General features: G+C 63.0%; 20 protein-coding genes. 11 read left to right on the top strand and 9 right to left on the bottom strand.

Features of this window, described 5'->3' with window-relative positions; translation table 11 throughout:
• Positions 1 to 6: 6 nt before the first annotated feature.
• On the bottom strand, positions 7 to 1,248 hold the full coding sequence (locus FRAAU_RS13330; RefSeq protein WP_014404039.1) for an MFS transporter: 1,242 nt from the start codon (positions 1,246 to 1,248) through the stop codon (positions 7 to 9).
• 98 nt (positions 1,249 to 1,346) lie between these two features.
• Positions 1,347 to 1,985 (bottom strand): hypothetical protein, encoded by a 639-nt coding sequence (locus FRAAU_RS13325; RefSeq protein ID WP_052317914.1) that lies wholly within the window; start codon positions 1,983 to 1,985, stop codon positions 1,347 to 1,349.
• A gap of 193 nt (positions 1,986 to 2,178) precedes the next feature.
• Between FRAAU_RS13325 and FRAAU_RS13320 the strand changes: the two genes are divergently transcribed.
• Positions 2,179 to 2,943 (top strand): hypothetical protein, encoded by a 765-nt coding sequence (locus FRAAU_RS13320; protein WP_014404038.1) that lies wholly within the window; start codon positions 2,179 to 2,181, stop codon positions 2,941 to 2,943.
• A 64-nt stretch (positions 2,944 to 3,007) separates the two neighbouring features.
• Here the strand turns inward: FRAAU_RS13320 and FRAAU_RS13315 are convergent, their stop codons facing one another.
• On the bottom strand, positions 3,008 to 3,829 hold the full coding sequence (locus tag FRAAU_RS13315; RefSeq protein ID WP_014404037.1) for a ferritin-like domain-containing protein: 822 nt from the start codon (positions 3,827 to 3,829) through the stop codon (positions 3,008 to 3,010).
• A 536-nt stretch (positions 3,830 to 4,365) separates the two neighbouring features.
• Between FRAAU_RS13315 and FRAAU_RS13310 the strand changes: the two genes are divergently transcribed.
• The 6 genes from FRAAU_RS13310 to lpdA all read left to right on the top strand — a co-directional run bounded on the left by FRAAU_RS13310 (position 4,366) and on the right by lpdA (position 10,904).
• Positions 4,366 to 4,824, top strand: coding sequence for a hypothetical protein (locus FRAAU_RS13310; RefSeq protein WP_014404036.1), 459 nt, complete (start codon positions 4,366 to 4,368; stop codon positions 4,822 to 4,824).
• 236 nt (positions 4,825 to 5,060) lie between these two features.
• A complete protein-coding gene (locus tag FRAAU_RS13305) occupies positions 5,061 to 5,561 on the top strand; it encodes a hypothetical protein (RefSeq protein ID WP_014404034.1) in 501 nt (166 codons plus the stop codon).
• 126 nt (positions 5,562 to 5,687) lie between these two features.
• A complete protein-coding gene (locus FRAAU_RS13300) occupies positions 5,688 to 6,131 on the top strand; it encodes a PA2169 family four-helix-bundle protein (protein WP_041271159.1) in 444 nt (147 codons plus the stop codon).
• 82 nt (positions 6,132 to 6,213) lie between these two features.
• Entirely contained in the window at positions 6,214 to 7,062 is an 849-nt protein-coding gene (locus FRAAU_RS13295; protein ID WP_014404032.1) for a mechanosensitive ion channel family protein, read from the top strand.
• A gap of 424 nt (positions 7,063 to 7,486) precedes the next feature.
• Complete coding sequence (gene aceF, locus FRAAU_RS13290; protein ID WP_014404031.1) at positions 7,487 to 9,133, top strand: dihydrolipoyllysine-residue acetyltransferase; 1,647 nt, start codon at positions 7,487 to 7,489, stop codon at positions 9,131 to 9,133.
• A gap of 13 nt (positions 9,134 to 9,146) precedes the next feature.
• A complete protein-coding gene (lpdA, locus tag FRAAU_RS13285; RefSeq protein ID WP_014404030.1) occupies positions 9,147 to 10,904 on the top strand; it encodes a dihydrolipoyl dehydrogenase in 1,758 nt (585 codons plus the stop codon).
• Between the two features lie 165 nt (positions 10,905 to 11,069).
• On the opposite strand, the gene FRAAU_RS13280 is transcribed toward lpdA, so the two are convergent.
• Positions 11,070 to 11,717 (bottom strand): HD-GYP domain-containing protein, encoded by a 648-nt coding sequence (locus FRAAU_RS13280; protein WP_014404029.1) that lies wholly within the window; start codon positions 11,715 to 11,717, stop codon positions 11,070 to 11,072.
• Between the two features lie 114 nt (positions 11,718 to 11,831).
• Entirely contained in the window at positions 11,832 to 12,944 is a 1,113-nt protein-coding gene (gene dinB, locus FRAAU_RS13275; RefSeq protein WP_014404028.1) for a DNA polymerase IV, read from the bottom strand.
• Between the two features lie 514 nt (positions 12,945 to 13,458).
• Here dinB and FRAAU_RS13270 point away from each other — a divergent pair.
• Positions 13,459 to 14,979, top strand: a complete 1,521-nt coding sequence (locus FRAAU_RS13270) for a mannitol dehydrogenase family protein (protein ID WP_014404027.1) — start codon at positions 13,459 to 13,461, stop codon at positions 14,977 to 14,979.
• Between the two features lie 58 nt (positions 14,980 to 15,037).
• On the opposite strand, the gene FRAAU_RS13265 is transcribed toward FRAAU_RS13270, so the two are convergent.
• A complete protein-coding gene (locus FRAAU_RS13265) occupies positions 15,038 to 15,733 on the bottom strand; it encodes an HAD family hydrolase (protein ID WP_014404026.1) in 696 nt (231 codons plus the stop codon).
• 286 nt (positions 15,734 to 16,019) lie between these two features.
• On the opposite strand from FRAAU_RS13265, the gene FRAAU_RS13260 reads away from it, so the two are divergent.
• Together FRAAU_RS13260 and FRAAU_RS13255 are read left to right on the top strand one after the other, a co-directional pair.
• Positions 16,020 to 17,348, top strand: coding sequence for an APC family permease (locus tag FRAAU_RS13260; RefSeq protein WP_014404025.1), 1,329 nt, complete (start codon positions 16,020 to 16,022; stop codon positions 17,346 to 17,348).
• A 4-nt stretch (positions 17,349 to 17,352) separates the two neighbouring features.
• A complete protein-coding gene (locus FRAAU_RS13255) occupies positions 17,353 to 18,423 on the top strand; it encodes an MBL fold metallo-hydrolase (RefSeq protein ID WP_014404024.1) in 1,071 nt (356 codons plus the stop codon).
• Here FRAAU_RS13255 and FRAAU_RS13250 read toward each other — a convergent pair.
• Positions 18,411 to 20,282 (bottom strand): tetratricopeptide repeat-containing sulfotransferase family protein, encoded by a 1,872-nt coding sequence (locus FRAAU_RS13250; RefSeq protein ID WP_014404023.1) that lies wholly within the window; start codon positions 20,280 to 20,282, stop codon positions 18,411 to 18,413. The two genes, FRAAU_RS13255 and FRAAU_RS13250, sit on opposite strands and share 13 nt — an antisense overlap.
• Positions 20,283 to 20,361: 79 nt before the next feature.
• A complete protein-coding gene (locus tag FRAAU_RS13245) occupies positions 20,362 to 23,250 on the bottom strand; it encodes a TonB-dependent receptor plug domain-containing protein (RefSeq protein ID WP_014404022.1) in 2,889 nt (962 codons plus the stop codon).
• A 401-nt stretch (positions 23,251 to 23,651) separates the two neighbouring features.
• Here FRAAU_RS13245 and FRAAU_RS13240 point away from each other — a divergent pair, with 401 nt between their 5' ends.
• Positions 23,652 to 23,840: a hypothetical protein gene (locus tag FRAAU_RS13240; protein ID WP_014404021.1), complete on the top strand. Its 189-nt coding sequence runs from the start codon at positions 23,652 to 23,654 to the stop codon at positions 23,838 to 23,840.
• Positions 23,841 to 23,899: 59 nt separating this feature from the next.
• On the opposite strand, the gene FRAAU_RS13235 is transcribed toward FRAAU_RS13240, so the two are convergent.
• On the bottom strand, positions 23,900 to 24,232 hold the full coding sequence (locus FRAAU_RS13235; RefSeq protein WP_156803529.1) for a DMT family transporter: 333 nt from the start codon (positions 24,230 to 24,232) through the stop codon (positions 23,900 to 23,902).
• Position 24,233 lies beyond the last annotated feature (1 nt).

The raw sequence follows: 24,233 nt of genomic DNA, 5'->3' as shown, positions 1-24,233 counted from the left end.
ACCGGCTCAGGAGTCGGCGTGATGCAATTGCTGACGATGGCGCAGCCCGGGGAACAACCGCATCCAGATCGCCACCACCAGCAGGGTGCCGACGCCACCCAGCAAGGCTGCAGGCACGGCGCCCAGCCAGGCGGCCAGCATGCCCGATTCGAATTCGCCCAGCTGGTTGGAGGTATTGACGAAGATCGAGTTGACCGCGCTGACACGGCCACGCAAATCATCCGGGGTATCGAGCTGCACCATCGAGCCGCGGATCACCATGCTGACCATGTCGCAGGCGCCGAGGACGAACAGGGCTGCCAGTGACAGCCAGATCCAGCTGGACAGGGCGAAGACCACGGTGGCCAGACCGAAACCGGCTACGGCTGCGAACATGGTGATGCCGACCTGGCGCTGGAAATGCCAGCGGGTCAGCCACAGCGACATCAGCAGAGCACCCGCGGCCGGCGCGGCGCGCAGCAGCCCCAGGCCCCAAGGCCCGGTATGAAGAATGTCCTGGGCAAAGATCGGCAGCAATGCGGTTGCACCACCCAGCAGCACCGCGAACAGATCCAGCGAGATGACGCCAAGCACATCAGGGCGGGCGCGGATAAAGCGTATGCCGGCCAGCAGGCGGTCCAGATTCGCCGGCTCGCGGGGACGGGCGTTGACCTTGACGGCCAGCAGGCAGCTCAGGGCCAGCAGACCTAGCAGATACAGGCCCGCGTCCAGGGCATAGACCACGTCGGCTCCGGCGACATACAGGAAACCGCCCAGTGCCGGTCCCGCGATCGAGGCGGCCTGGCTGGCGGCACCATTGGCAGCCATGGCACGGGCCAGCATGGGGCCCGGCACGAGATCAGGCAGCAGCGCCTGCATCGCCGGGAACTCGAAGGACTTGCCGATGCCGACCACGAAGATCAGCAGCAGAATCGCTGTCTCGTGGATGTGCTCCAAATGGCTGCTGATCGCCATGCATATCACCGCCACTGCCTCGATGGCGATGGCACCGATGACGACACGGCGACGATCCCACTGGTCGATGAAATGGCCGGCCGGCAGCGCCAGCAGCACTGAGGGCAGAAACTGGATCAGGCCGATCAGGCCCAGGCTGGCGGCACGATGGGTCAGGGCATAGATCTGCCAGCCGGCGGCCACGGACAGCATCTGGAAGGCAAAGCTGGAGGCGATCCTGCAGCACCAGAACGCGACAAAGGCCGGCTGGCGGAACAGCGGCGAAGAAGATGTATCCGGGGTCGGGGAAGGCATTGCGAAGTCCGTGGGGCTCGCCCAATTATGCGGCGATCGGCGCGCGGCGTAAAATCGACGCATCCCGCTGCCCGCTTCAATGGATATCGTTTGACGATTCACGCCTGTTCTGGCTCGGGATCGCGCCTGTGCTGGCGCAGTGCAGGCAGACCGAAGAGTGGCCGGATCATGGACCAGCGACGGATTCCGTATTCGTGGATCAGCGTGCAGCCGGCGATGGTGCCGCCTAGAATCAGGATCGGCTCCAGCACGCTTCCCAGCCGCAGTGGCAGCAGCCAGTGCGCCAGCAACAGCAGCAGGATCTGGTGCAGTACATACCAAGGATAGACCGCCTCGCGGGCATAAGGCAGCCAGCGAAAGAGGCGGTTCAGGGCGTGGCCGGCCCAACCCAGCAGAGCGCAGATCGCCGCCCAAGTGTAAAGGTAATGCAGACACAGCCAGATCCAGTAGGCAATCCATGGCACCGACGGCAATACGCCAAGCCAATGAATATGGCCGGCGAACTTGTCCAGAAACAGCCAGGGCATGAAGCAGCCCAGCGCCAGGGCGGAGGCCTGCCAGCGCCGTGTGCTCAGTACCGCCCAGGCACCAGAGCCGGGGCGGCCCAGCAGATAGCCATAAAGAAACAGGGTCAGATAGACCGCATGGGCGTACCAGTCATCGACCAGGCCATGGTTCTCCGGGAATCGCGGTTCCAGCCAACAGCCACAGGCGATCAGCGGCAGGGAAGGCCACAACAGCGGCCGCTGCCTTGCAGCCGACGCTATCGGGAGGACTTGCGTCGCCGGACCGGACTTTCGGCTATCGATGCGGGTGAGCGGGAGAGCAGGCGGCGAGCGGCCGGCGCGACTTGAGCCAGGGCCGCTTGCATCTGGCCGCGACCGGCCGCGATGATGGAGACCTCTTGCAAGGCTTCAAGGTGGATCGACGGTGACAGTGACAAGGTGGAACAAGGCAGGGCGATGGGGGCTGGCGGCTTCGCTGCTGGGCCTGAGCGTAATGGCTGCAGGTTGCTCACAGGGCGCGTCCGGAGCAGATGAAGCCGCTGCCGGCAAGTCTTCTGCCGCGGCAGCCAGTCCGGCCGAGGCGGACAAGCAGCTGGCGATCTATCGCGAGTTGCTGAAGATCCACAACGACGCGATGGCCAGCACCATCGGCCAGGATATCCTCACCCGTTTTCCGACTTCGCCGGCCGCCGCCGAGGTCGGACAGACCTTGAAGGACGTGCAGGCGCGCGCCAAGGCCACGGCCGAGCAGCGGCGGTTGCAGGCCCTGTGGCTGTACCAGACAGGGCCGATGGAGGGAGGAACCCAGTCCACCGCCAGTCTGGACAGCCTGCTGCCTTCGGCGCCGGGCACGGTGCGACTGATTTTGCGACGACATACCGACTGGGGGCAGAGCGTCTTTCTGTTCGATTCAGGCCATGGTTTCGTCTGCCGGCAGGTCTGCACCATCAGCGCGAGCTTCGACGGTCATCCCTACAAGCTGCAGGGTTTTCTGCCGCCCAGCGGCGAACCGGCGATGTTTATCAAGGATGATCGCGGTTTTCTGAAACGGCTGGCGAAGAGCCGCAAGATCGACCTGCAGGTCGATTTCCAGGATCGCGGCAAGCGCGAAGTGGTGTTCGAAGTCGGTGGTTTCGATCCGGCCAAGTGGGTTCCGGTGACCAGGCCCAAGGCCAAGAAGAACCCGTAAACCTCGAGCAGGGGCTGGAAGCGATCAGCCTCGCGTCCCTTGAGTCGGGGGCGCGAGGTCGACTTCAGTGCAGGAACAGCTTCTCGGTGATGGCCGAGAGCGGAACCTCGATCAGACGCTGCAGGCGCGCCGGCAGGTCCAGCGGCTTCAGCAGCATCTTGACCGTCATTTCGGCCGGCAGATTGCGGCGCAGCTGGCCCTCGGCCCGGTCGGCGATGCGACGGAACTCGGCATCGCTGCTCGCGAGTTCGGGGTAGCGCAGATTGAAGACGTGGCGCAGAGCGATATCGCTGTCCTCGTTCTTGATCTCGCGAACGCGCTTCAGCAAGGCCTTGAAGATCTGGAAGCGGCTGAGTCTCTCGCGGTCGCGATAGATCCGGAAAGCCTGATAGAAATGCTTGTAGTGCCGCACTTCATCGGTCTTCAGATTGTTGGTGATCTGCTTCAGCACCGGTTCGTCGGTCATGGTATGCAGAGCGCGGTACAGGCTGGCCGTGCCGGTTTCCACCACGCAACGAGCCGCCAGTTCCAGGCCGCGGCTGGTTTCCAGCTCCTCGGCGGTGCAGACCGCGCCGTACTCGTTCCAGAACGCCTTGAACCCCTTCTCCCAGTCGAACTCCGGCCAGACGTGGCGCACGTAGGCCGCGAGGGTACGGCCGTGCTGCAGCTCTTCCTGCTCCCAGTGGTCAGCCAGCCAGGTTCGCAGGATCTCGTCTTCCGCGAAGTGCTCGACCAGGTTGTGGGTGTACAGATCGGAGCCGCTTTCGACGAACGATGAGCTGCAAAGCAGCAGGAACAGATCTTCGTTGTCTCGTACGCGACTCGCATCGATTTTGCTCAGATCGATCGATTCCAGCGTCCAGGGCATCGTTGTTGCATAGCTCACGTACGGGTTCCTAGCATCGTCTCGAGTGAAAAGTGACTGGAATGTGACAAGGATACGATGAAGCGTGCTCAAGGTGGTGGTCGGCGTTGCCGCGCACCATTGAGCCCGCCGGTCATCAGCCATCCCGTCCGGTGCCATCGCCCTCGTCCCGGCTGCCTTGCCGGCGCGCCAGGGCGGATCGTCGCGCAACAGCCGGGCGAGGCGCAGGCCCGGGCCGCAGGTCGCCCGGCATGGCGCATGGAGCCGGGGCGACACGGCTGGCTCGGACCAGGCAGGCCGGAGGGGCTGGCGCTGCATGGCCGTGACGGCTGCCGTGCATTGTACGTTAACCGATGGTAAAGGATGGGGCCTTCATACAGTTCGTGATGCTGCGCTGCGGCTCGTCAGCCTGATCACGCTTGGTTAGGCTGGGCGGGCCATCGGACGGGAAGACCGGTCTGGATGCGCCGCAACAGTGACGACTCCATGGCTGGAGCCAAGCGCACCGAAGCGGAATCGTCGTAGTTTTCACTGCTAATGATTGAAAGGAGTGGATCATGTCAAAGCGTCATTCCATCTTGGCGGCCATGGGACTGGCCCTCGTCGGCACCGCGATGTACGTGCCGGCACAGACGGCCCATGCAGCCGACGCCAACGTCAAATGCCATCTCAAGTTCACTCTTTCCGGCTGGGCCGCGATCTACAAGCATGCAACAGGTGCCGGTACGGTGAGCTGCGACAATGGCCAGCACGCCAAGGTCAAGATCAGCGTGGTCGGCGGCGGGCTTGCGGCGGGCAAATATCATATCGATGACGGTCGAGGTGAAATCAGCAACGTGCACTCGATCAAGGAAGTCTTCGGTGGTTATGCCCAGGCCGGCGCCGATGCCGGCGTGGTCAAGAGCGCCGGCGCACAGGTGCTGACCAAGGGCACCACGTCGCTGGCTTTGACCGGTACCGGTCAGGGCATCAACCTCGGGGTCTCTGTCGGCAAGTTCACGATCAGTCGCCGCTGAACGACCGGCCAGGGATGGGCTGGATGAAGGGGCGCCGCTGGCGCCCTTTCGCTTTCGGCGCGTACACTGCCGGTCCTGTCCGTTGTCGAGTTCCACCTCATGATCCGCCGTAAATCCCTGTATTTTGCCTTGGCCCCGGGCGTTGTCATGCTGGCGTCGACCGGCATGGCCGGCGCCACCGGGATGGCTCTTTCCGCCGCGGAGACCTCTGGTCTGGCGGCGCGGGGAAAGCGCGCATGAGCCGCTCGACGAAACCGCCGCAGGCACCAAAGCTGCAGTTGTGGAGCATCGCGATCTGGGTCGCCCTGCTGTGGTCGTGCTATGTCGAGAACATGTTTCTGCGGCATATGGGCGCGATGCGACAGATGGGGACGGTTGGCTGGCTGGCTCCGGTGGCGAACTTCATCCTGATCGTGATCTGCCTTGCCGCCCTGCTGCGCATTCATTGGGCCAGACCGGCCTTGCGCCTGGCTGCCGCGGCGACGGTGTTGTGGATTCCCTTTTCGGCGCGTCATGAGCTGAGTCTCTGGCGGGAGATGGCGCGGCCGCCTGTCGCAGGTGAGCCCAGTGCCTTGCTGGCGATGCAGGCCTCGATGCAGCAGCAGCTGCATTGGGTGCTGGGCATGGACATGGCCCTTAAACTGGCGCTGATGGCGTTCTGGCTGTGGCTGTGCTGGCGTTTGGGCCGTTCCGATGTTGCACCGTTCTTTCATCGTCGGCGCAAGTCGCGCGGCTGATGCCGCCGCTCGCAGAGCCACAAGATGAACGGCACGACCACTGCCGATCTGGCTGAACGCGATACGTTTAACGCGAACTCAGCCAGCCCCCGCCATGCTTGCGCCCCATGGATGGAGGAATCGGTCGTGGCTCGCGCGCCCAATCAGTTGATCAATGATCTGATTCGTTACGGCATTGATGATCGGGATCTTTACGGCGTGGCTGCCGACAAGGTCCGTGAGCCTGGCCTGCGTCAGGTACTGCACGAAAACTGTCTGGCGCTGGCGGCGGTCGTCACGGATCTGCAAAACCTGGTACGGGCCAGCGGTGCCCGCCCTGCCCGCCACGGCACGCTGCGGGGCTGGATCCAGCGACAACTGGGAGCATGGCTGGCCCGGCGTGGTGGTGGCGATCATGTCTGGATCGATCTGCTGGCCCAGAGCGAGGCCGGCTATCGACATATGTTCGAATCGGGGCTCGATCACATGCCGCAGGAGGTCCGACCGGTCTTGCAGCGTCAGCAACCGCGACTGCGGGAGCTGCAGGCCGACATGTGCAGCCTCAGCCAAGGTGAGCGGGCCCGCCACTGAATGTCAGCTGCGGGGGTGAGGACGGGGAGGGGGAGTGGCTGTTAGTCTTCCGGCTGGTTCATTTGTCAGGAGACGCAAGCGCATGCTGCTCAATCTTATTACCCCGGCCGAACTGCACAAGCTGGATTCGGTCGACTACATCGGTCTTGGCATGAAGGTGCTGGGGGCCGTGGTATTGCTGGTGCTCGGAGCCTGGCTGGCGGCCCGGCTGGCCAATGTGCTGCAACGTGCTCTGGGCCGTGCGCATGTCGATCCCACCCTGACCGGCTTTCTGCGCAATCTGACCTATGGTGTGCTGATCGCCTTCGTGCTGGTGATGGTGCTGCAACAGCTGGGTGTGCCTTCCGCACCGCTGGTGGCGGCCCTGGGCACGGCAGGTCTGGCCGTCGGTCTGTCGCTGCAGGGCTCTCTGAGCAACCTGGCTTCGGGCGTGCTGCTGATCGTGTTCCGGCCGTTCAAGATCGGCGACTCGGTCACGGTGGGCGGTATCAACGGCACGGTCCAGGGCATCAATCTGATGCATACCCAGGTCCAGAAATCCGACGGAACCATGGTGGTGATTCCCAATGCCAAGGTCGGCGGCGACGCCATTCTCAATTTCAGCCAGCTGGGACGGCTGCGCTTCGAGCTGAATGTCGGCATCGGTTACGAGTGCAGCATCGATCAGGCCATTGCCGAGGTGAAGGCGCTGATGGATGCCGATGAGCGCCTGATGAAGACCCCGGCCCATGTGGTCTGGGTGAACCAGCTGGGCGATTACGCTGTCAATCTGCAGATCCGCGCCTTTACCAACGGCAACGATTTCTACGTGGCCCAATACGATTTGCTGAAGGCGATCAAGGAGCGTTTCGACGAGGTCGGTATTTCGATGCCGGGTCCGCAGCAGCAGATCACTGTAGTCAACAACCCTGCGCCTGAAGCCAAGCCCTGAGTCCGACTGGCAAATGGCGAAAGCTGGCGCAGTGCGTCCTTGATAGAGGAGCCGGAGGTCGGTATCGCGTCGATCTCCACTTCGAAGCTTGAGCGCATCCAGGGCCTGTCGTCGGTCAGGCGGTTTCTCGGCCGATGAGGCGCGGCGGTTGCAGCTTGCTTGCGGGAGGCGCTGTGGCCCCGTCTTTGCCGGAGGGACACGTCGGCGAGTTCGTGCAGCCATGCCTGCTCCATGCTTGTCACATCGTTTGCGGAGCGGGTGGGCAAGGTTATGTCGCATGATCACCACTTGCACCGCCGGCGATGCAAGTGGTGATGTGATGTGATGACTTTGGACGGGCAGGTCCCGCATTGATCGCATATGATAGCCCGCTGACAGCGACGACAAGAATTGCGGCACTGACCGCGCCCAAGTAGGAGCTCACATGGTTGACGTCAAACAAGCCCTTGTTCCCGATATAGGTCATGAACAGGTTCCGGTGATCGAGGTGCTGGTCAAGCCGGGGGATACCGTTGCGGTGGATCAGGGTCTGGTGACCCTGGAATCGGACAAGGCCACCATGGAGTTGCCTGCACCGTTCGCCGGCGTGGTCAAGGAGGTCAAGTTGAAGGTCGGTGACGAAGTCTCCCAGGGCAGCGTGATCGCCCTGATCGAGACGGCCGCCGACTCCGGCAAGGCCGAGAACGATGGCAAGACGACCGGCAAGAACGCCGAAGCGTCTGCGCCGGTCACCTCAAGTCCGGCAGCGGCCGCTGCCCGCGAAGTGGTGGTGCCGGACATCGGCAGCGACAACGTGCCGGTGATCGAGTTGCTGGTGGCGGTCGGTGCTTCAGTCCGCAAGGACCAGGGTCTGGTGACCCTGGAATCGGACAAGGCCACCATGGAAGTGCCTGCGCCCTTCGATGGCGTAGTCAAGGAGCTCAAGGTCAAGATCGGTGATACGGTCTCGCCGGGCAGCCTGCTGGCGCTGGTGGAGGCGGCCGGTGAAGCTGCGCCGCAGGCGCGCACTGCCGCTGCCGTTGCGGAGCCTGCGGCGGTGTCCGCCTCCGCGCCTGCACCGGCCGAAGCAGCCGCCAGCAAGGCCGTCGCTGCAGCGGCGCCGGTTCAGGCCGGTCCTCGACCGCCCTTCGATGCCCGCATCGTGATGCCCGGTGATGCCCCTTATGCCAGCCCGGCCGTGCGCGCCTTCGCCCGCGAACTGGGTGTCGAGATCCACCAAGTCAAGGGCAGCGGTCGTGGTGGCCGGATCCAGCGAGAAGATGTCGCGGCCTGGGTCAAGCATGCCTTGGCCGCCGGTGCCCGCCCGACCGAAGCAGGCGCGGGTGGCCAAGGCAACGGTTTGAACCTGCTGCCTTGGCCCAAGGTCGACTTTGCCAAATTCGGCGAAGTCGAGGAACAGCCGCTGTCGCGGATCAAGAAAATCTCTGGCGCCAATCTGGCTCGCAACTGGGCAATGATCCCGCATGTCACCCAGCATGACGAAGCCGACATCACCGAGCTGGAAGCTTTCCGCAAGCAGCTCGGGGCCGAGAACAAGGATCTGAAGGTGACCCCGCTGGTCTTCCAGATCAAGGCCGTGGTTGCGGCCCTCAAGGCTTTCCCGACTTTCAATGCCTCGCTGGATGCCAGTGGCGAGAAGCTGATACTGAAAAAGTACTTCCATATCGGCATTGCCGTGGATACCCCGGATGGTCTGGTGGTGCCCGTGATCCGCGATGCGGACCAGAAGGGCCTGCTGACGCTGGCCGCGGAGCTGGGCGAGATTTCCCGCAAAGCTCGCGACAAGAAGCTGGGCGCAGCCGAGATGAGTGGCGGCTGCTTCTCGATCAGCTCGTTGGGCGGTATCGGCGGCACAGGCTTCACGCCTATCGTCAATGCACCGGAAGTGGCGATCCTCGGGGTTTCCAAAGCGCAGACGAAACCGGTCTGGAACGGCAAGGATTTCGCGCCGAGACTGATGTTGCCGCTGTCGCTGTCCTATGACCATCGAGTGGTCGACGGTGCCGCCGCGGCGCGTTTCACTGCCTTCCTGGCGGCCCAGCTGGGCGACATCCGCCGCTTGCTGCTGTAAAGGAGAACGACGGATGAGTCAGTCAATCGAAGTCAAAGTCCCCGATATCGGGGGCAATCATGATGTGCCGGTCATCGAGGTACTGGTCGCTGCAGGTGATACCGTGGCCAAGGACCAGGGCCTGATCACGCTGGAGTCGGACAAGGCGACGATGGAAATCCCTTCCAGCGCTGCCGGAGTGATCAAGTCGCTGAGCGTGAAAGTCGGTGACAACGTCAATGCGGGCAGCGTGATCGCCGTGCTGGAGGTTGTCGAGGCCGCCGTGACTCCGCCTGTGGAGAAATCCGCGCCATCGACGCCTGCCCCGGCTCAGCCCCGGCCGGCTGCCCCGACGGCGGGGTCGAGCTCCGGTCGTCAGCCTGACCTGGAGTGTGCCCTGCTGGTACTCGGGTCCGGACCGGGTGGCTACAGCGCGGCTTTCCGCGCAGCCGACCTGGGCCTGGACACCATCCTGGTCGAGCGCTATGACAGCTTGGGCGGGGTCTGTCTGAATGTGGGCTGCATTCCCTCCAAGGCTCTGCTGCATGCGGCCGAGGTCATTGACGAAGCCGCGGCGATGGCGGCCCATGGGGTCAGCTTCGGCGCGCCGCAGATTGATCTGGACAAGCTGCGCGGCTTCAAGTCGGCCGTGGTCAAAAAGCTGACCGGAGGCCTGGCGGGCATGGCCAAGGCCCGCAAAGTGCGGACGGTCACCGGCGTCGGCCAGTTCGTCTCGCCGCACGAGCTTGAGGTCGAGGGCAAGGATGGCCGCAAGCTGATTCGTTTCGAGCAGGCCATCATCGCCGCCGGCAGCCAGTCGGTGAAACTGCCGGCCTTTCCCTGGGACGATCCGCGCATCATCGATTCCACCGGTGCGCTGGAACTGAAGGACGTTCCGGGCAAGCTGCTGGTCGTTGGCGGCGGCATCATCGGTCTGGAAATGGCGACGGTCTACAGTGCCCTGGGCAGTGAGGTGACCGTGGTGGAATTTGCCCCGCAGCTGATTCCCGCGGCCGATGCCGATCTGATCAAACCCTTGCAGCAGCGCCTCAAGAAGCAACTGAAGGGCATTCACCTGAAAACCAGGGTGGTCGAGGCCAAGGCCGGCAAGGATGGCATCGAGGTGGTTTTCGAAGGCGACAGCCTTCCGGCCGAGACGGTCTATGACCGGGTGCTGGTGGCGGTGGGACGAAGTCCCAACGGCAAGCTGATCGGTGCCGAACAGGCCGGCGTAGCCGTAAGTGATCGCGGTTTCATCGAGGTCGATACCCAGCAGCGCACCAATGTGCCGCATATCTTCGCCATCGGCGATATCGTCGGCCAGCCGATGCTGGCCCACAAGGCGACCCACGAGGCGCATGTCGCTGCCCAGGTGGCGGCGGGACAGAAGAGCCACTTCGACGCACGGGTGATTCCATCGGTGGCCTTTACCAATCCCGAGATCGCCTGGGTCGGCGTCACCGAACGGGAAGCGGCCGAAAAGGGGCTGAAAATCGGTGTCGGCAAGTTCCCATGGGCAGCCAGCGGCCGTGCCATCGGCATCGACCGTACCGAAGGCTTTACCAAGCTGTTGTTCGACGAGACGACTCATCGCGTCGTCGGTGCCGGCATTGTCGGCCCGCATGCCGGAGATCTGATCAGCGAGCTGGCACTGGCGATCGAGATGGGGGCCGAGGCAGCGGATATCGCCTTGACCGTACATCCGCATCCGACCCTGGGCGAGTCGGTGGGCATGGCGGCCGAGGTCTATGAGGGTACCATCACCGACCTGTATATCCCCAGGCGGAAGTGACCACGGGCCCGGACGGCTTCCGGGTCTGATCCGCTGTCATGAACGCCACGGACTTCCGTGGCGTTTCTATTCAGGGATGGCCGGATTTGTCTGGAGTCGCCACCCTACAGACCAGGCATCAAGGCCTGCGACAGGGTGGATCGAAGGGCATGGGAGCCCGTCTGGTCAGTTTGGCTGATCCGAGGTGTCGGCAGCGCTGGCGGCGATGTTGTCCGGAGTCCTGAAGTGCATCAGGCCGAAGAATTTTTTCAGCAATACCGGATCATAGTGGTGCTGCTGGCGTCTCATGATGTCGAGGATTTCAGCATGGCTGCGCGCCCGATGATACGAGCGTGCGCTGGCGATGGCGTCATAGCTGTCGGCGATGCTGATGATGCGGGCATAGAGAGGGATGTTTTCGCCGGCCAGTCCGTCGGGATAGCCACTGCCGTCATAGGCTTCATGGTGATGCCTGACAGCGTGGACGATCGGGCTGGCGGGATCCATGCCCATGGCGACCAGACGATGCTCACCCATGGCGGAGTGGGCTTGCATCTGCTGCCATTCATCGGCATCCAGACGAGCCGGTTTCAGCAGGATGGAATCGGGGATGTCGATCTTGCCCACGTCATGCATTTCGCCGGCCAGCTGCAGTTCGGCAAGCTGGTCAGCTGTCATCTCGTGGTGCTGTCCCAGCAGACGCGCGAGACGGCCTGTACGTCTGGAATGTTCGACAAGACCGGCTCCACGTACTGTCAGCAGACGATACATGGGAGCGGCGATGGTCGCCGGGTCGCCCATGACAGGCGTCAGCAAGGATGTGTCGTTTACCATTGCTCCAGGTAGCCACGAGGAACGATCGTGGCACAGGCTAAAATCTCATGGTACCTGAAGTCCGCGGATACCGGCCAGCAGATATGGTGGCCCGGGGAGCGTGCGGGGCGAGGCTCAGGTAGGCGGAACCCCTGCCGTTATGAGCTCTGCGCTAGATACTGTCGCGAACAGATCGCCTTGCCGCATATCGGGGTGTGGCGATTTGAAGCCTGTCAGCCCGATGCCTACCAGCCGATATCGTGTGTCGGCGGGCAGAGTGACACGGTTCATCAGCATCTTCGCCACTTCGATGATGTCGGCTGCCGAGCGTGGTGGCGAAGGCAGGGTCTGGCTGCGGCTCAGATTGATGAAGTCATGGGTCTTCAGTTTCAGCACGATGGTGTGCGGGTGGGACATGGCTTGCCTGACGGCAGTGCTCCAGGCCCGTTCAGCCAGTTGCCGGACGGGAGTATCCAGCTGGTCCAGCCGCCGGTCATCAGGAAAGGTGTCTTCGGTGGAGATCTGTTTGCGGACCCGGTGGGGCATGACGGCCGATTCATCAATGCCCATCGACAGCTGATGCAGGCGCAGCCCCCAGCGGCCGAAGCTTCGCTCGAGCTGATCGACGGTCCGTTCCCGCAACTGATCGACGCGCTGGATGCCCAGGTCCCGCAGTCGTGATTCCATTACCTTGCCCACGCCCGGCAACTTGCCTACCGGCAGTCCGGACAGAAATTCCAAGACCCGAGAAGGACGGATCACATACAAGCCATCAGGCTTGTTCCAGTCGGAAGCGATCTTGGCCAGGAACTTGTTGGGTGCCACCCCGGCAGAGGCGGTGAGACCGGTTTCCTCATGGATGGCGGCACGGATCATCCGGGCCACCTGAGTGGCCGAGGGCAGGGCCAGCGTATTGGTTGTCACATCCAGATAGGCCTCATCCAGAGACAGCGGCTCCACCAGATCGGTATGCCGGTTGAAGATTTCCTGTACCTGGCCGGAAACCCGCTTGTAGCGGGCGAAGTCCGGTGGCACGAAAACCGCCGTCGGGCACAGTCGTTCGGCCCGCATCGCGGGCATGGCCGAGTGGATACCGAAGCGCCGCGCCTCATAGCTGGCCGCACAGACCACCGAGCGAGGCCCCTTCCAGGCAACCACGACGGGTCTGCCGCGAAGCGATGGATTGTCGCGTTGCTCCACCGACGCGTAAAAAGCGTCCATATCGATGTGTAGCACCTTGCGCATCATGGTTTCTGGGTTGACAGCAACGTGGATTGAGGCGGTGACGGACAGTGTAGTACGAGCACCGACCCAGGGGATGGCAGGGCGGCTCTTTCGAGGACGGAACGCCCTCGAAAGAGAGCTCAGGCTGATGGCGGATGACTGCTTGCAGCTAGCCTGTCCGGTTACCGGGCACGCACCACGGCCCGGGCGACAGTCACGCGTGTGCTGCGGCAGAGGGGGGCGGTGTCCGCTGCGTTCGGTGATGCGGCTTCGGGAGGAACCGACGGAATTTTGCGCCATAGGGTATGCTTGATCGCAGGACGGCATTGTTTGCCGTCCTTGAGTGAGGTCTGCCGCATGATTGGAGGCTGGCCCGCAACACGCGCGTTTTCAAGGTTTCCATGTGTGTTGTCGGCCGGTCACGACCTGAGGCGGTGGGCAACTTCAATGTCCGGCTGCACAGGGATGGCACGCGATCCGAGTCTTGCGATCCGTTTCATTGCGCCGGCATGGTTTACCTACAGGAGGCGTCTATCTGATGAAGGACATCCGAACCCCGATGGCAGCGAAGTCTGCCGGGGCACTTGAACGATTGAACCGTCGCCGTCTGGACTTGATCCCCGCGACGGTCAAACGCCCCGGGTTCAACCCCGCCGAGCTGACTTGCGGGATATTGCATTTCGGTTGCGGTGCTTTCCATCGCGGCCATCAGGCCGTGGTGACGCAGCGGGCCATCGAGCTGGAAGGGGCACAGGGACTGCGCTGGGGCATCGCATCGGCCAGCATGCACAGACCGACCACGCCCGAACTGCTGCGCCCTCAAGGGGGGCTCTACACGGTCATGGAGCGCGATGCGGATGGTACCCGCAGCGAGGTCATCGGCTCGCTTGGCGAAATCATCCATGCTCCCGGTGATCCATTGGGACTTCCCGAACGGATGGCCAACCCAGCCATTCGACTGGTGACTTTGACGGTCACCGCCAACGGCTACACGCTGGAACCGTCCAGCGATCGGCTGAATGTCGATCACCCGCATGTGGTCCATGATCTTGAGTCTTCCAGACGTCCAAAAAGTGCCGTGGGTAATCTGGCAAGAGGGCTTGATCTGATCCGGCGTCGAGGCGGTGTTCCGCCGGTCATCATCAGCTGCGACAATGTTTCGAGCAATGGCCAGACCCTGCGCCAGGCCGTCATCGACTTTGCGGCCTTGCGCGACGACAAGCTGGCCGCATGGATCGGCGAGCATGTGCAGTTTCCTTCGACCATGGTTGACCGCATCGTGCCCGCCACGCGCCCGGCCGATATCGCCGAGGCGGCCGGACTGCTGGGTCTCAGTGATCTGGCACCGATTTCGGCCGAACCCTTTCTGGCCTGGGTCATCGAGAACTTCGAGGGTGAACGGCCGCGCTGGGATCATGCCGGCGCGCGTTTCGTCAGCAAGGTGGAGCCTTTCGAGCTGGCCAAGCTGAGGCTGCTGAACGGTACGCATATGCTGCTGGCCTATGCCGGCGCCGTGGCCGGATATGGAACCATCGCGGCGGCCTCGCGCGACGAGCGTCTGGGAGCGCTGGCCCGCCGCTTCATGCTTGATGAACAGAGCATCGGTCTGGAACTGTCTTCGGCGGAGCTGGTCAGTGACGTCGATCGGTTGATGGCTCGCTTGCGCAATCCGGCGATTCGCCACGAGGTCAGCCGCATCGGTCGCAATGGATCGATCAAGCTGGCGACCCGGATCATGACGCCGCTGCGGGAGAATGTGCAGGCGGGACGCACGGTGGATATCGCCCTGCTTGCCATTGCCTGCTGGATCAGCTGGCAGGCACCGGATGCGGAGGTGCGCTACGGCATCAAGCCGCAGGATCCCCATCTGTCCAGGTTGCAGGCATTGCATGTGGCATGCCAGGGCCGGCCCGAGGTACTGGCCCGTCGTTTCACCGCCCAGGAAGACATTTTCGGCCCGCCGCTTGAACCTTTGCAGCTCGATCGGCTGGCCTTGATGCTGGGCCGGCTGCAGGCCGGCGCCATCCACGAACTGATGGCCGACATGCTGGCCGATTGAGCCCGGCCGCCGGCAGGTTCCGGCAGGCCGATGGCTTGCCGGAACCTGATCATCCGGCTCAGGCCTCGATGTGCTCGTCCAGAAAGGCGATCACTCGATGCAGGTCGTCGACGATGTGCAAGGCCTTCTCATGCATTTCCTCGATGGGCTCCAGCAGATCAGGCACCATGATCACCCGGATCGCCGCCGCATGCGCGGCGCGTACGCCATTGTAGGAGTCTTCCAGCGCCAGGCAATCGGCGGGTGTCACGCCAAGCTTGGCGGCCGCGGTCAGATAGGGCTCGGGGTCGGGCTTGCCTCGGCTCACGTCGTCACGAGTGACGATATGGTCGAAACGCTGCAGCAAGCCGACCAGGGCCAGATGGTGGTCGGTCCGCACCCGGCTGGACGAGGTGGCGATCGCGCGTGGAATCCGGTGCCTGTCCAGATAATCCAGCAGTTCGATCACGCCGGCCTTCAGTCCGAGTTTGCCGCTGTCCACCAGTTCCCGCAGATGCACTTCGTGCACTTCGAAAAACTGCTGCAGTGGAAAGTCCCGGCCATAGGTGGAAAACACCATTTCCCGGCAGACGTCAGCCGGAATGCCGATCATGCGACGGCAGAAACTGTAGGGGATGTCGTAGCCCAGGGCCTGGCCGGCGGAGACCAGCGAGTCCATGGCCAGGGTCTCGGAGTCGAGCAACAGGCCATCCATATCGAAGATCACGGCACGTACAGGTGCTTCGACATGGGGGGATAGGTGGGTGGCAGTCATGCGAATCCTTCAATCATGATGGGCCGCGCCATGGAAGATGCAGAACCTTGAGTGGATCGAATCCAGGCCGGAGAGCGGCGTGGCGACACGGCGCGGCGTTGCGTCGGGGGTCTCCGGTCAGCTGCAGATCGTGCTGCATCAGGCCCTCAAGGGCATGGCATCACGGTAGCCGATCCGATCCGGCACTGTCCAGCTGCTGCCCGAGGCGCGGATTGTTTCGATGCCGGCGATGATGGCCGGAAGGCGGGTACTGGTTCCCGATCATCAGCCATGGCAAGGTGCGCCGATGAAATCAGCCATTCAACCAGAGTATCTGCGTCGCCTCGGAACGTGGGATGCGGTAATGATCGTGATCGGCGGCGTGATCGGCTCCGGAATTTTCCGGACCCCCGCCTCGGTAGCCAAACTGACAGGGTCGGGACTGGAGCAGCTGCTGCTCTGGCTGATCGGCGGCCTGCTGACTCTGACCGGCGTACTGTGCTACGCCGAACTGGGGGCCAGAAGGCCGCAGGTGGGAGGTACCTATATCTATCTTCGCGAGGCCTTTGGCCGGTTGCCGGCCTTTCTGTTCGGCTGGACCATGGCCTTGATCAACTACCCTGGCAGCGTAGCGGCGGTGGCCACCACCTTTGCCGATTATTTCTGCAGTGCCGCCGGGCTGCCGCATCACTGGTCGCGGCCGGTAGCCATTGGTGCCATTGGCTTCCTGGTCGGCATCAATCTGGGCGGGATCCGCTCGGGGGCCTGGGTCCAGAATCTGTTCACCGTGCTGAAGCTGGCAGCGGTAAGTCTGGTAGTGGTGGCTGGCTTGATTCTGGCTGGCGGCGACTGGGGGCTGGTTCTGGCGACGGATCCTGTCCATCCTGCCGGCTCGGCGGCTCTGATTGGCGCGTTGCTGCCGGTGCTGTTCGCCTATGGCGGCTTTCATTACCTCAACGATCTGGCCGGCGAGGTGAAAGCGCCGCAGCAGACCTTGCCGCGTGCGCTGATGATCGGCATGGGGACGGTGGTGGTCTGCTATCTGCTGGTGAATCTGGCTTACCTGACCGGGCTGGGCCATGCCGGTCTGGCGTCCAGTACCGCGCCGGCAGCGGATACCTTGCGCCGGCTGCTGGGACCTCAGGGCGGCAGCTGGATAGCCTGGGGGATCGCCTGCTCGACCTTCGGCTATTGCAATATCGCCATTGCCGGAGGCGCACGGGTGATCCAGACGATGAGTGCCGATGGCGTGTTCTTCAGGGCGGCCGGCCAGCTTGCCGGGCATGCCCGTGTGCCTCGCATCGCCTTGCTGGCACTGGGGCTGTGGGCCATCGTGCTGACCTTGAGCGGCAGTTTCGAGCGGCTGCTCGATTACACCACGGTCGGTGAATGGCTGGCTCATGCGTTCGGCATCGCCACCTTGTTCTGGTACCGCCGCCACTTCAGGGATCAACCGTCGCCATACCGGGTGCCGGGCTATCCCTGGCTGCCCCTGCTGTTTGTCAGCGTGGTGCTGGGCGTGATTGTGGCCACGGCTCTGCATTCGCCGGCAGATGCAGGCATGAGCCTGCTGATCATTGCCTTGGGGGTCCCGGTTTATTATCTGTGGTTGCGTCGTGCTGGCGAAAGGAGCTGATGAGATGACGAGGTTTTTCAGGCAGTCGGCCGCAGATCATGCAGGCCCTCGTCATCGTCGATGGTTGCCGGCGCTGCTGCTGGCCTTGTGCCTGCCGGTATCGGCGGCACCGATGTCGACAGCGAAGCAGGGCTTCGAGTTGATCGCGCTGGGCGTGGCCGGTGGGCTGACCGATGGCGACCTCAGCGCCTGGCTGCTGCGTGCACCGGGCGATCGACATTATCTGGGCCTGGATGCCGGCACGGTATTGCCCGGGATTGCCGCCGGGCTGAAACAGCACGCGTTTGATGATTTTCCATGGCCGGCGACCCGGGGCTGGACCCGTCAGGGCCTGCTGTTCAGGGAAGGCATCAGTGGGTGGTTTATCAGCCATCCGCATCTGGATCATGTGGCCGGACTGGTGATTGCTTCCACTGATGACCTTGCCAAGCCGATCTATGGCCTGCCGGTGACCCTGGATGCCTTGAGCCGCCATTACTTCAACTGGTCGGCCTGGCCGAACTTTGCCGATCGCGGTACGCCGCCGGCACTCGCGCGCTACCGTTTTCAGCCGCACCTGCCCGGCACCACGTTTGCCGTGGCCGGCAGCGAGCTGCAGGGGCAGATTTTCGAGCTGCAGCATGACCGGATGCGATCATCGATGCTGTTGCTGCGCCGAGGACCGGCTGCCTTTGCCTATTTTGGGGACACCGGTCCCGATCAGCCGCAGGCCAGCCAGTGTCTGGCGCGGATTTGGGCCGCCCTGGCGCCCCTGGTGCGGGAGCGGCGGCTGACCGGCATGGTGATCGAAGTCTCCTATCCCGATGGCGTGGATGACCAGCATCTCTACGGCCATCTGACACCTCGCTGGCTGCTGAGCGAGTTGCACCGGCTGGCGGGGGAGGTCGGTGGTCCGCGGCCGCTGGCGGGTCTGACCGTGGTGATCGGTCATATCAAGCCGGATCTGCGCCTGGACCACGATACGCGGCGTCTGATCCGGGACGAGCTGCGGCAGGGCAATGATCTGGGCGTGAACTTCGTGCTGCCCCGGCAGGGGCAGCGCGTGTGGCTGCCTCTGCCGGATCAGAAGCTGTAGCCCAGGCGTCTCATCAGCGGCGCCAGTTCCTCGATCACCGGCTCGAACAGCTCGCGGCAAGCTTGCCAGCGACCGATGCCGCGCTGGTAGATGCCTTCCGTCACCTGGGCATAGCTCGGGGTGCTGATAAAGCCTTTGCGCTGCGCATGGTCGGCGAAATCGGCCAGTGGCGAGGCATCGCTCATCTGCAGAAAATCGGCCAGGGCCTGGCATTGGCCCGGAAAATCGCGGATCACGGTTTCATAGCGCCAGTTCATGACCCGTGGAGTGAATACCGCCAGCTGATCGTGCCATTGCTCAAATGCCTGCCGGTACGCGTTTGCCAGACGCCGGATGTCCGAACACATCAGCATGAAGGCCGGTGAACGGAAGCTCTGCAGATAGCAGCTCAGCAAGACATCCAGCGGATGGCGCAGGCAGAGGACGATACGGGCATCAGGGAACAGCCGCATGATCATAGGCAGGGCCAGCATGTTCAGCGGATTCTTGTCCACCAGTCGCTGCCTGCTCCCGAGTCGGGCGCAACCACCGACCAGCGACCAGTAGACGGCCCGCAGTTGCTGGATATCTTCCGCCGTCATATCTCCCAGTGCCTCGGGATAGGGTTGGCCCACGGCGGTCATCCGGACGCTCAGCTCATGGATGAAGGGTTGCTCGTCCATGGACTGGTAGTCGGGATGGGCATCCAGCATCTGTTCCAGCAAGGTGGTACCCGAGCGCGGAAAGCCGACGATGAAGACCGGGCTGGCCTGTACGGCAGGAGGGGCGGGGCGCCATTGGCGAAAATCTTCGCTGGCGGTCCGGTCATGGGCCAGCAGCAAGGGAGAGGCGCCGGGTTGCAGCAGGTCGGGTACCAGCGCGGCAGCCAATTCCGCCTGGGCGACGTGGGCCTGCCTGGCCTCGACCAGTGCTTCCCTGGTCTGCCCCAGACGATCAAGGGCACGTGCCAGACCGAACCGGATCGAGGCGAGCGCGGCAGGGTCCTGTTCGAGTCCGGCCGCCTTCCGGTAATGAAGGATGGCGCCCGGCCAGTCCTGGTCGCGCACGGCCATGGCGGCTTCCAGCTGGGCCAGCTCGAGTTCCAGTGCCGATGTGAATGGCTGGATGCTCATCTCGTGGATGCTGCGGATCTGCTGCAGATGATGGCGGGCCGGCGTCATGGCATTGCCACGTTCGAGCAGCGCCGCGCGCTGGATCAGCAGTCGAAGCCAGTTCGACCCGTGAGCATCGGGCTCCTGCTGCATGGCCTTGTCCAGAGTGGCAAGCGCTGCCGTCTGGCGGCCCTGGGCGCCCAGCATCGAGGCCAGCAGCAGGGCCGGCTCCACGGCCAATGGCGGCCATGCTTCGGCATCGCCCAGCAGACGGGTTTGCTGGGCGGTATCTCCGCTCAAGTGGCAGGCATGGGCGGCCTGCAGCCGGACTTCGATATCGCCTTGTGCGGCATCGCTGGCCAGCAGCAGATGCTTGCGGGCGTCCAGCAGTCGCCGTTGCTGCAGATACAGCAGGCCAAGATTGTAGTGCAGCTCCCAGTCATCGGGCAGCAGTTGCAGGGCACGTATGAAAGCCTCCTCTGCGCCACTGTCATCGCCTGTCTGGCGAGCCACCACACCCAGGTTGTTCCAGTGGCTGGCACGACCGGGCCAGCGCAAGACCAGCTGGCGGAAACTGGTCTTGGCCTCGTCCAGCCTGCCCAGACTTTGCTGGGCCACGGCCAGAAGCCACTCCGAGCGCTCGCTGGCCAGACCCTTTTGCCGTGCATGGCTACCCAGCTCGATCACGGTACTCATGGCCCGGGCCTCGTAGGCCTGGAACATGTCGGCAATCAGTCGTTCCCGGATTTCGGATAAAGCATCCATCATGGTGCACTTGCTCGTCGATGAAACGGAAAGACCGGGGCAAGCCATGGCTGCCCCGGTCTTGTGATGCCGACCTCGGTCTTTACAGGAACTTCATCGTGGCACGGGCCCAGAAATAGCGGCCCAAGGTGTCATAGGTCGAGGTGTCGACGTTGTAGTCGGCACTGTTCTGATATACCAGTGGCGGTATCTTGTTGCTCAGATTGTCGATGCCGATATCGAAGCGGGTATGGATGGGTTTGACCTCGTAGCCCAGTTGAATCGAGTTGTACAGAATCGAGGCCAGCGGCGCACTGGCACCGGTGACGGAGTCGGCATCGAGATTGGTGGCATGGTTGATGTAGCGGCTCTGCCACTGGGCGCTCCAGTTGCCGCGGGTCCAGTTCAAGGTCAGGCTGGAGCGCCAGCGGGCGATATTGCCGAACTGCTGGGTGTAGGTCCCGGCATAGTTGACGGTGCCCGAGCCAGCCATGCCGGGAGTGGCATCGTTCTTGTAGCTGGCGGTATAGGTGGCGTTGAGCGAGGCGGTGAAATTGCCCGGGTTGAAGCCCCCCAGATTGAAATGCGGAATCCGGTAGTTCATTGCGTAGTCGATACCTGAAGTATCGAGGTTGCCCAGATTCACCACCGGGGTATTGATGTAGTAGATGTTGCCGGCCTGTTTGCTGCTGGCATCGTAGCGGTGGATATAGCTGCAGTAGGGGCTGCTTTCGTTGCTGAAACAGGAGTTGGCGACCGTCTGGGCGGTGATCGCGGTCAGCAGGTTGCTCAGATAGATATGCCAGAAATCCACTGAGGCCGACATGCCGGGCAGCCAGCTGGGATCGTAGACCAGGCCCAGATCGATGGACTTGCCATGCTCGGGTTTCAGATCACCTCCCACCGCCTTGGAGCCGGAATAGAAGGCGCCGACCTGGATATTGGGATTGCCGCTCCAGCCGGCCGGCACGCCGGCACAGGCCTTGGGGTGCGCGGCGACCTGGCTGGCGCTCAGTCCGACGCAGGGATCGTTGAGATTGGGGCCGGCGATGGTCTGGCCGTCATAGAGCTCATCCAGGTTCGGGGCGCGGAATACCTGCGAGATCGTGCCTCGCGCCAGCAGGTCCGGTATCGGTCGCCATTCCAGGGCGATCTTCTTGTTGGTGGTGGTGCCGGTCGTGCTGTATTGGGAGCTGCGTACGCCGATGTCGAGATTCAGCGCGTAGGCGCCGGGGATCTCGGACAGCAGCGGTATCAGGCTTTCGACATAGAGTTCCTTGACATTGAAACTGCCGCGACCGGGCGATCCGCAGGCTTCCTGCAGGACCGAGCAGGTGCTTGTCGCGGTATTGAGGATGGCATCCCGACTGACGTTGTAGACCATGGATTGCTGGCGATACAGGGCGCCGGCTGACAGCTGGATGGCTCCGGCCGGCAGATCCCACAGCTCGCCGGTGCTGTCGAACTGGACCTGCTTCATATCCTGCACCAGCTTGTAGACCGGGGTATCCAGACCTGCGCGCAAGGCCGCGGCCACCGAAGGGTTGGCCTGGTCGAAGATATTCACGCCGCTGTCGATGGCTTGCTGGAACTTGTCGATATTGACTTCGTTGTAATTGTGCTGGGTACGGTTGGAATAGCCGTAGTCGACCATCGCGTCCCAGGTCCAGCTGCTGTCGCCATAGGCTCCTCGAAAACCGGTGTTCAGCTGCAGATTGTCAGTACTGAAAGTATGCAGGCGCGAGCCCAGACCGGTCAGTCGCGTATTGAGACCGTAGCCGGAATTGGCATCCCCGGCCACGGCGCCGGAGCTGAAGGTCTGACCGAAGGGATTGGACGGATTGTCGGCAGCGAGTGTCCAGCCGTCTCCGACGCCGGTCGGTGCCGGCGCATCCTGCCCGCTGGAAGAGGTATGCGTGTAGAACACGTCGCCGAAGAAGCTCAGCTTGTCGGTGATCTTGTAGTTGCCCAGCAGGAAGCTGCCGAGGCGCTCCTGCGAGGTCTGGATGTAGTTGTAGGCGTTGTAGTTGTAGACATCCGACGAAGTGCGGCAGCGGTAGTCATCCAGGCTGCTGCCGTCGCCGGATGCCAAGGTAAGCAAACCGACGCCGGACGAGTTGACGGAACATCCGTAGCGACCGGCCAGTGCGGCGCCGACCTGGATACGCCCGGTGGGAATGGTGCTGGAACCTTGAGGGGTCGGCACGCCATCGGACAGATAAAGCTGCTGCCGGGAATAACCGCGGGCACTGGCCAGCACCGGATCGTACTTGTTGTAGTTCAGGCCAAAGACGATGCTGCCCTTGTCGCCGCTGTTGCCGGCGGTCAGGCTGAAGCCCCTCCGGTTGCCGTCATTGTGGCCCGAGACACCGCCATTGGCACTGATTTCGGCGCCCTTGTAGTCCTTTTTCAGGATGAAATTGACGACCCCGCCGATGGCGTCGGATCCATAGACGGTGGAAGCGCCTTCGGCCAGCACGTCGACCCGCTGGATCATGTTCTCAGGGATCATGTTCAGATCGGCATTGGCCATCCGCTGGCCGTCGATCAGCACCAGGGTTCGGCTGGTACCCAAACCGCGCAGGGAGATGCGTGCGGCGCCATCGCCACCTTCCAGGGTCGGGCTGGCACCGCCGCCGCCATTGCTGTTGTTGGAGGTGTTGGCGGCATTGCCGGATACGCTGGAGAGTTGTTGCAAGACCTGCCCCAGCGTGGGTTTGCCAGTATTGGCAATCGCGCCGGCATCCAGGCTGACTACCGGGCTGGCCGTTTCGGTGTCCACACGTCTGATCAGCGATCCGGTAACCTGTACCGCCTGCATCGACTTGGCTTCGTTCTTTTGGGCCTTGGCCGGTTTTGCCGGCGCCTTGGCCGCTGCCGGCTCGCTCCCGGCCGGAACCTGCTGCGCCAGGACAAGGCTGCTGGCGGCCATTGCGCCCAGCGACAAGGTAATGCGTACGGCTGTCGTCAGACGCTGATTCTGCATCTTCATGGATTTTCCCCTTGGAAGTGCCGTGGACACGGCGCTTCGTTTCCCCTGATTTCATGTGTCTCCCCCCCCGGGTTGATCACATGCCCCGCTTCAAATGTTTCAGAATTGCAGCGTGAAGTAAATACGGATCAACGCATCTTCATGCGACCGGACTGTGCGCGGCAGGCCGATCGGGGATGGGGAAGGCGGGGCGCTCGCGGTCCGGGTCGGATCGCCATAGGCGGAGAAGGCTGGACTGGGTGCCAAATATGGTTGCTTTGCGTCCAGGTGACCTGATCGAGTCTGAACACCAGAGCTTCCAAGCTGAACGATCGATGCTGTCAATTAACGCGATTCAAACAATTCACTGGATTTAGTAAACCCGTAAGTTCATCATATGCGGCACGTTAAGTGATGCCGCCATGTTCAAGTCTCTTTCCCAGTCCACCCAGCGCCTCAGCGCCACCTTCAACAACCACTACCTGGTGACCCAGAGCGTGTTCGCCAGCGGCGCCATGCTGATCGCGGCGCCTCTGATCAAGTTGGCCGGTGATTATCTGCACCATCATCACCGTCATGATCCCGGCCCGCCATCGACGCCGCATCATTGATGCCGGGTGGCCGCCGGCGGCGCGTTTTCGATGCCTGCCCTGGTCTGAGCCCAGGAGCGTCAGGACGTTTCGGAGTGTGAACCCAAGTGGATCACCAGTACGCCGGCGATGATCAGACTCATGCCGATCAGCGCGGCGAGGTCGGGTTTCTGCCGGAATACCAGCAGGCCGATCACGGCCAGCAGGATGGTGCCTGCGCCTGACCAGATGGCATAGGCCACTCCGATCGGAATGGTCTTCAGGGCAAGGCTGAGGCAATAGAAGGTCAGCGCGTAGGCCAGCACCGCTCCCAGACTGGGCCAGGGCTGGGTGAAGCCCTGGCATGCCTTGAGGCAGCTGGTGCCGATGACCTCGGCGGCAATGGCGATGGCCAGTGCCAGCCAGGCGGGCAAG

It is taken from the genome of Frateuria aurantia DSM 6220 (assembly GCF_000242255.2).
Classification (GTDB): Bacteria; Pseudomonadota; Gammaproteobacteria; order Xanthomonadales; family Rhodanobacteraceae; genus Frateuria; species Frateuria aurantia.
This window is presented reverse-complemented; position numbering and strand designations above follow the sequence as displayed.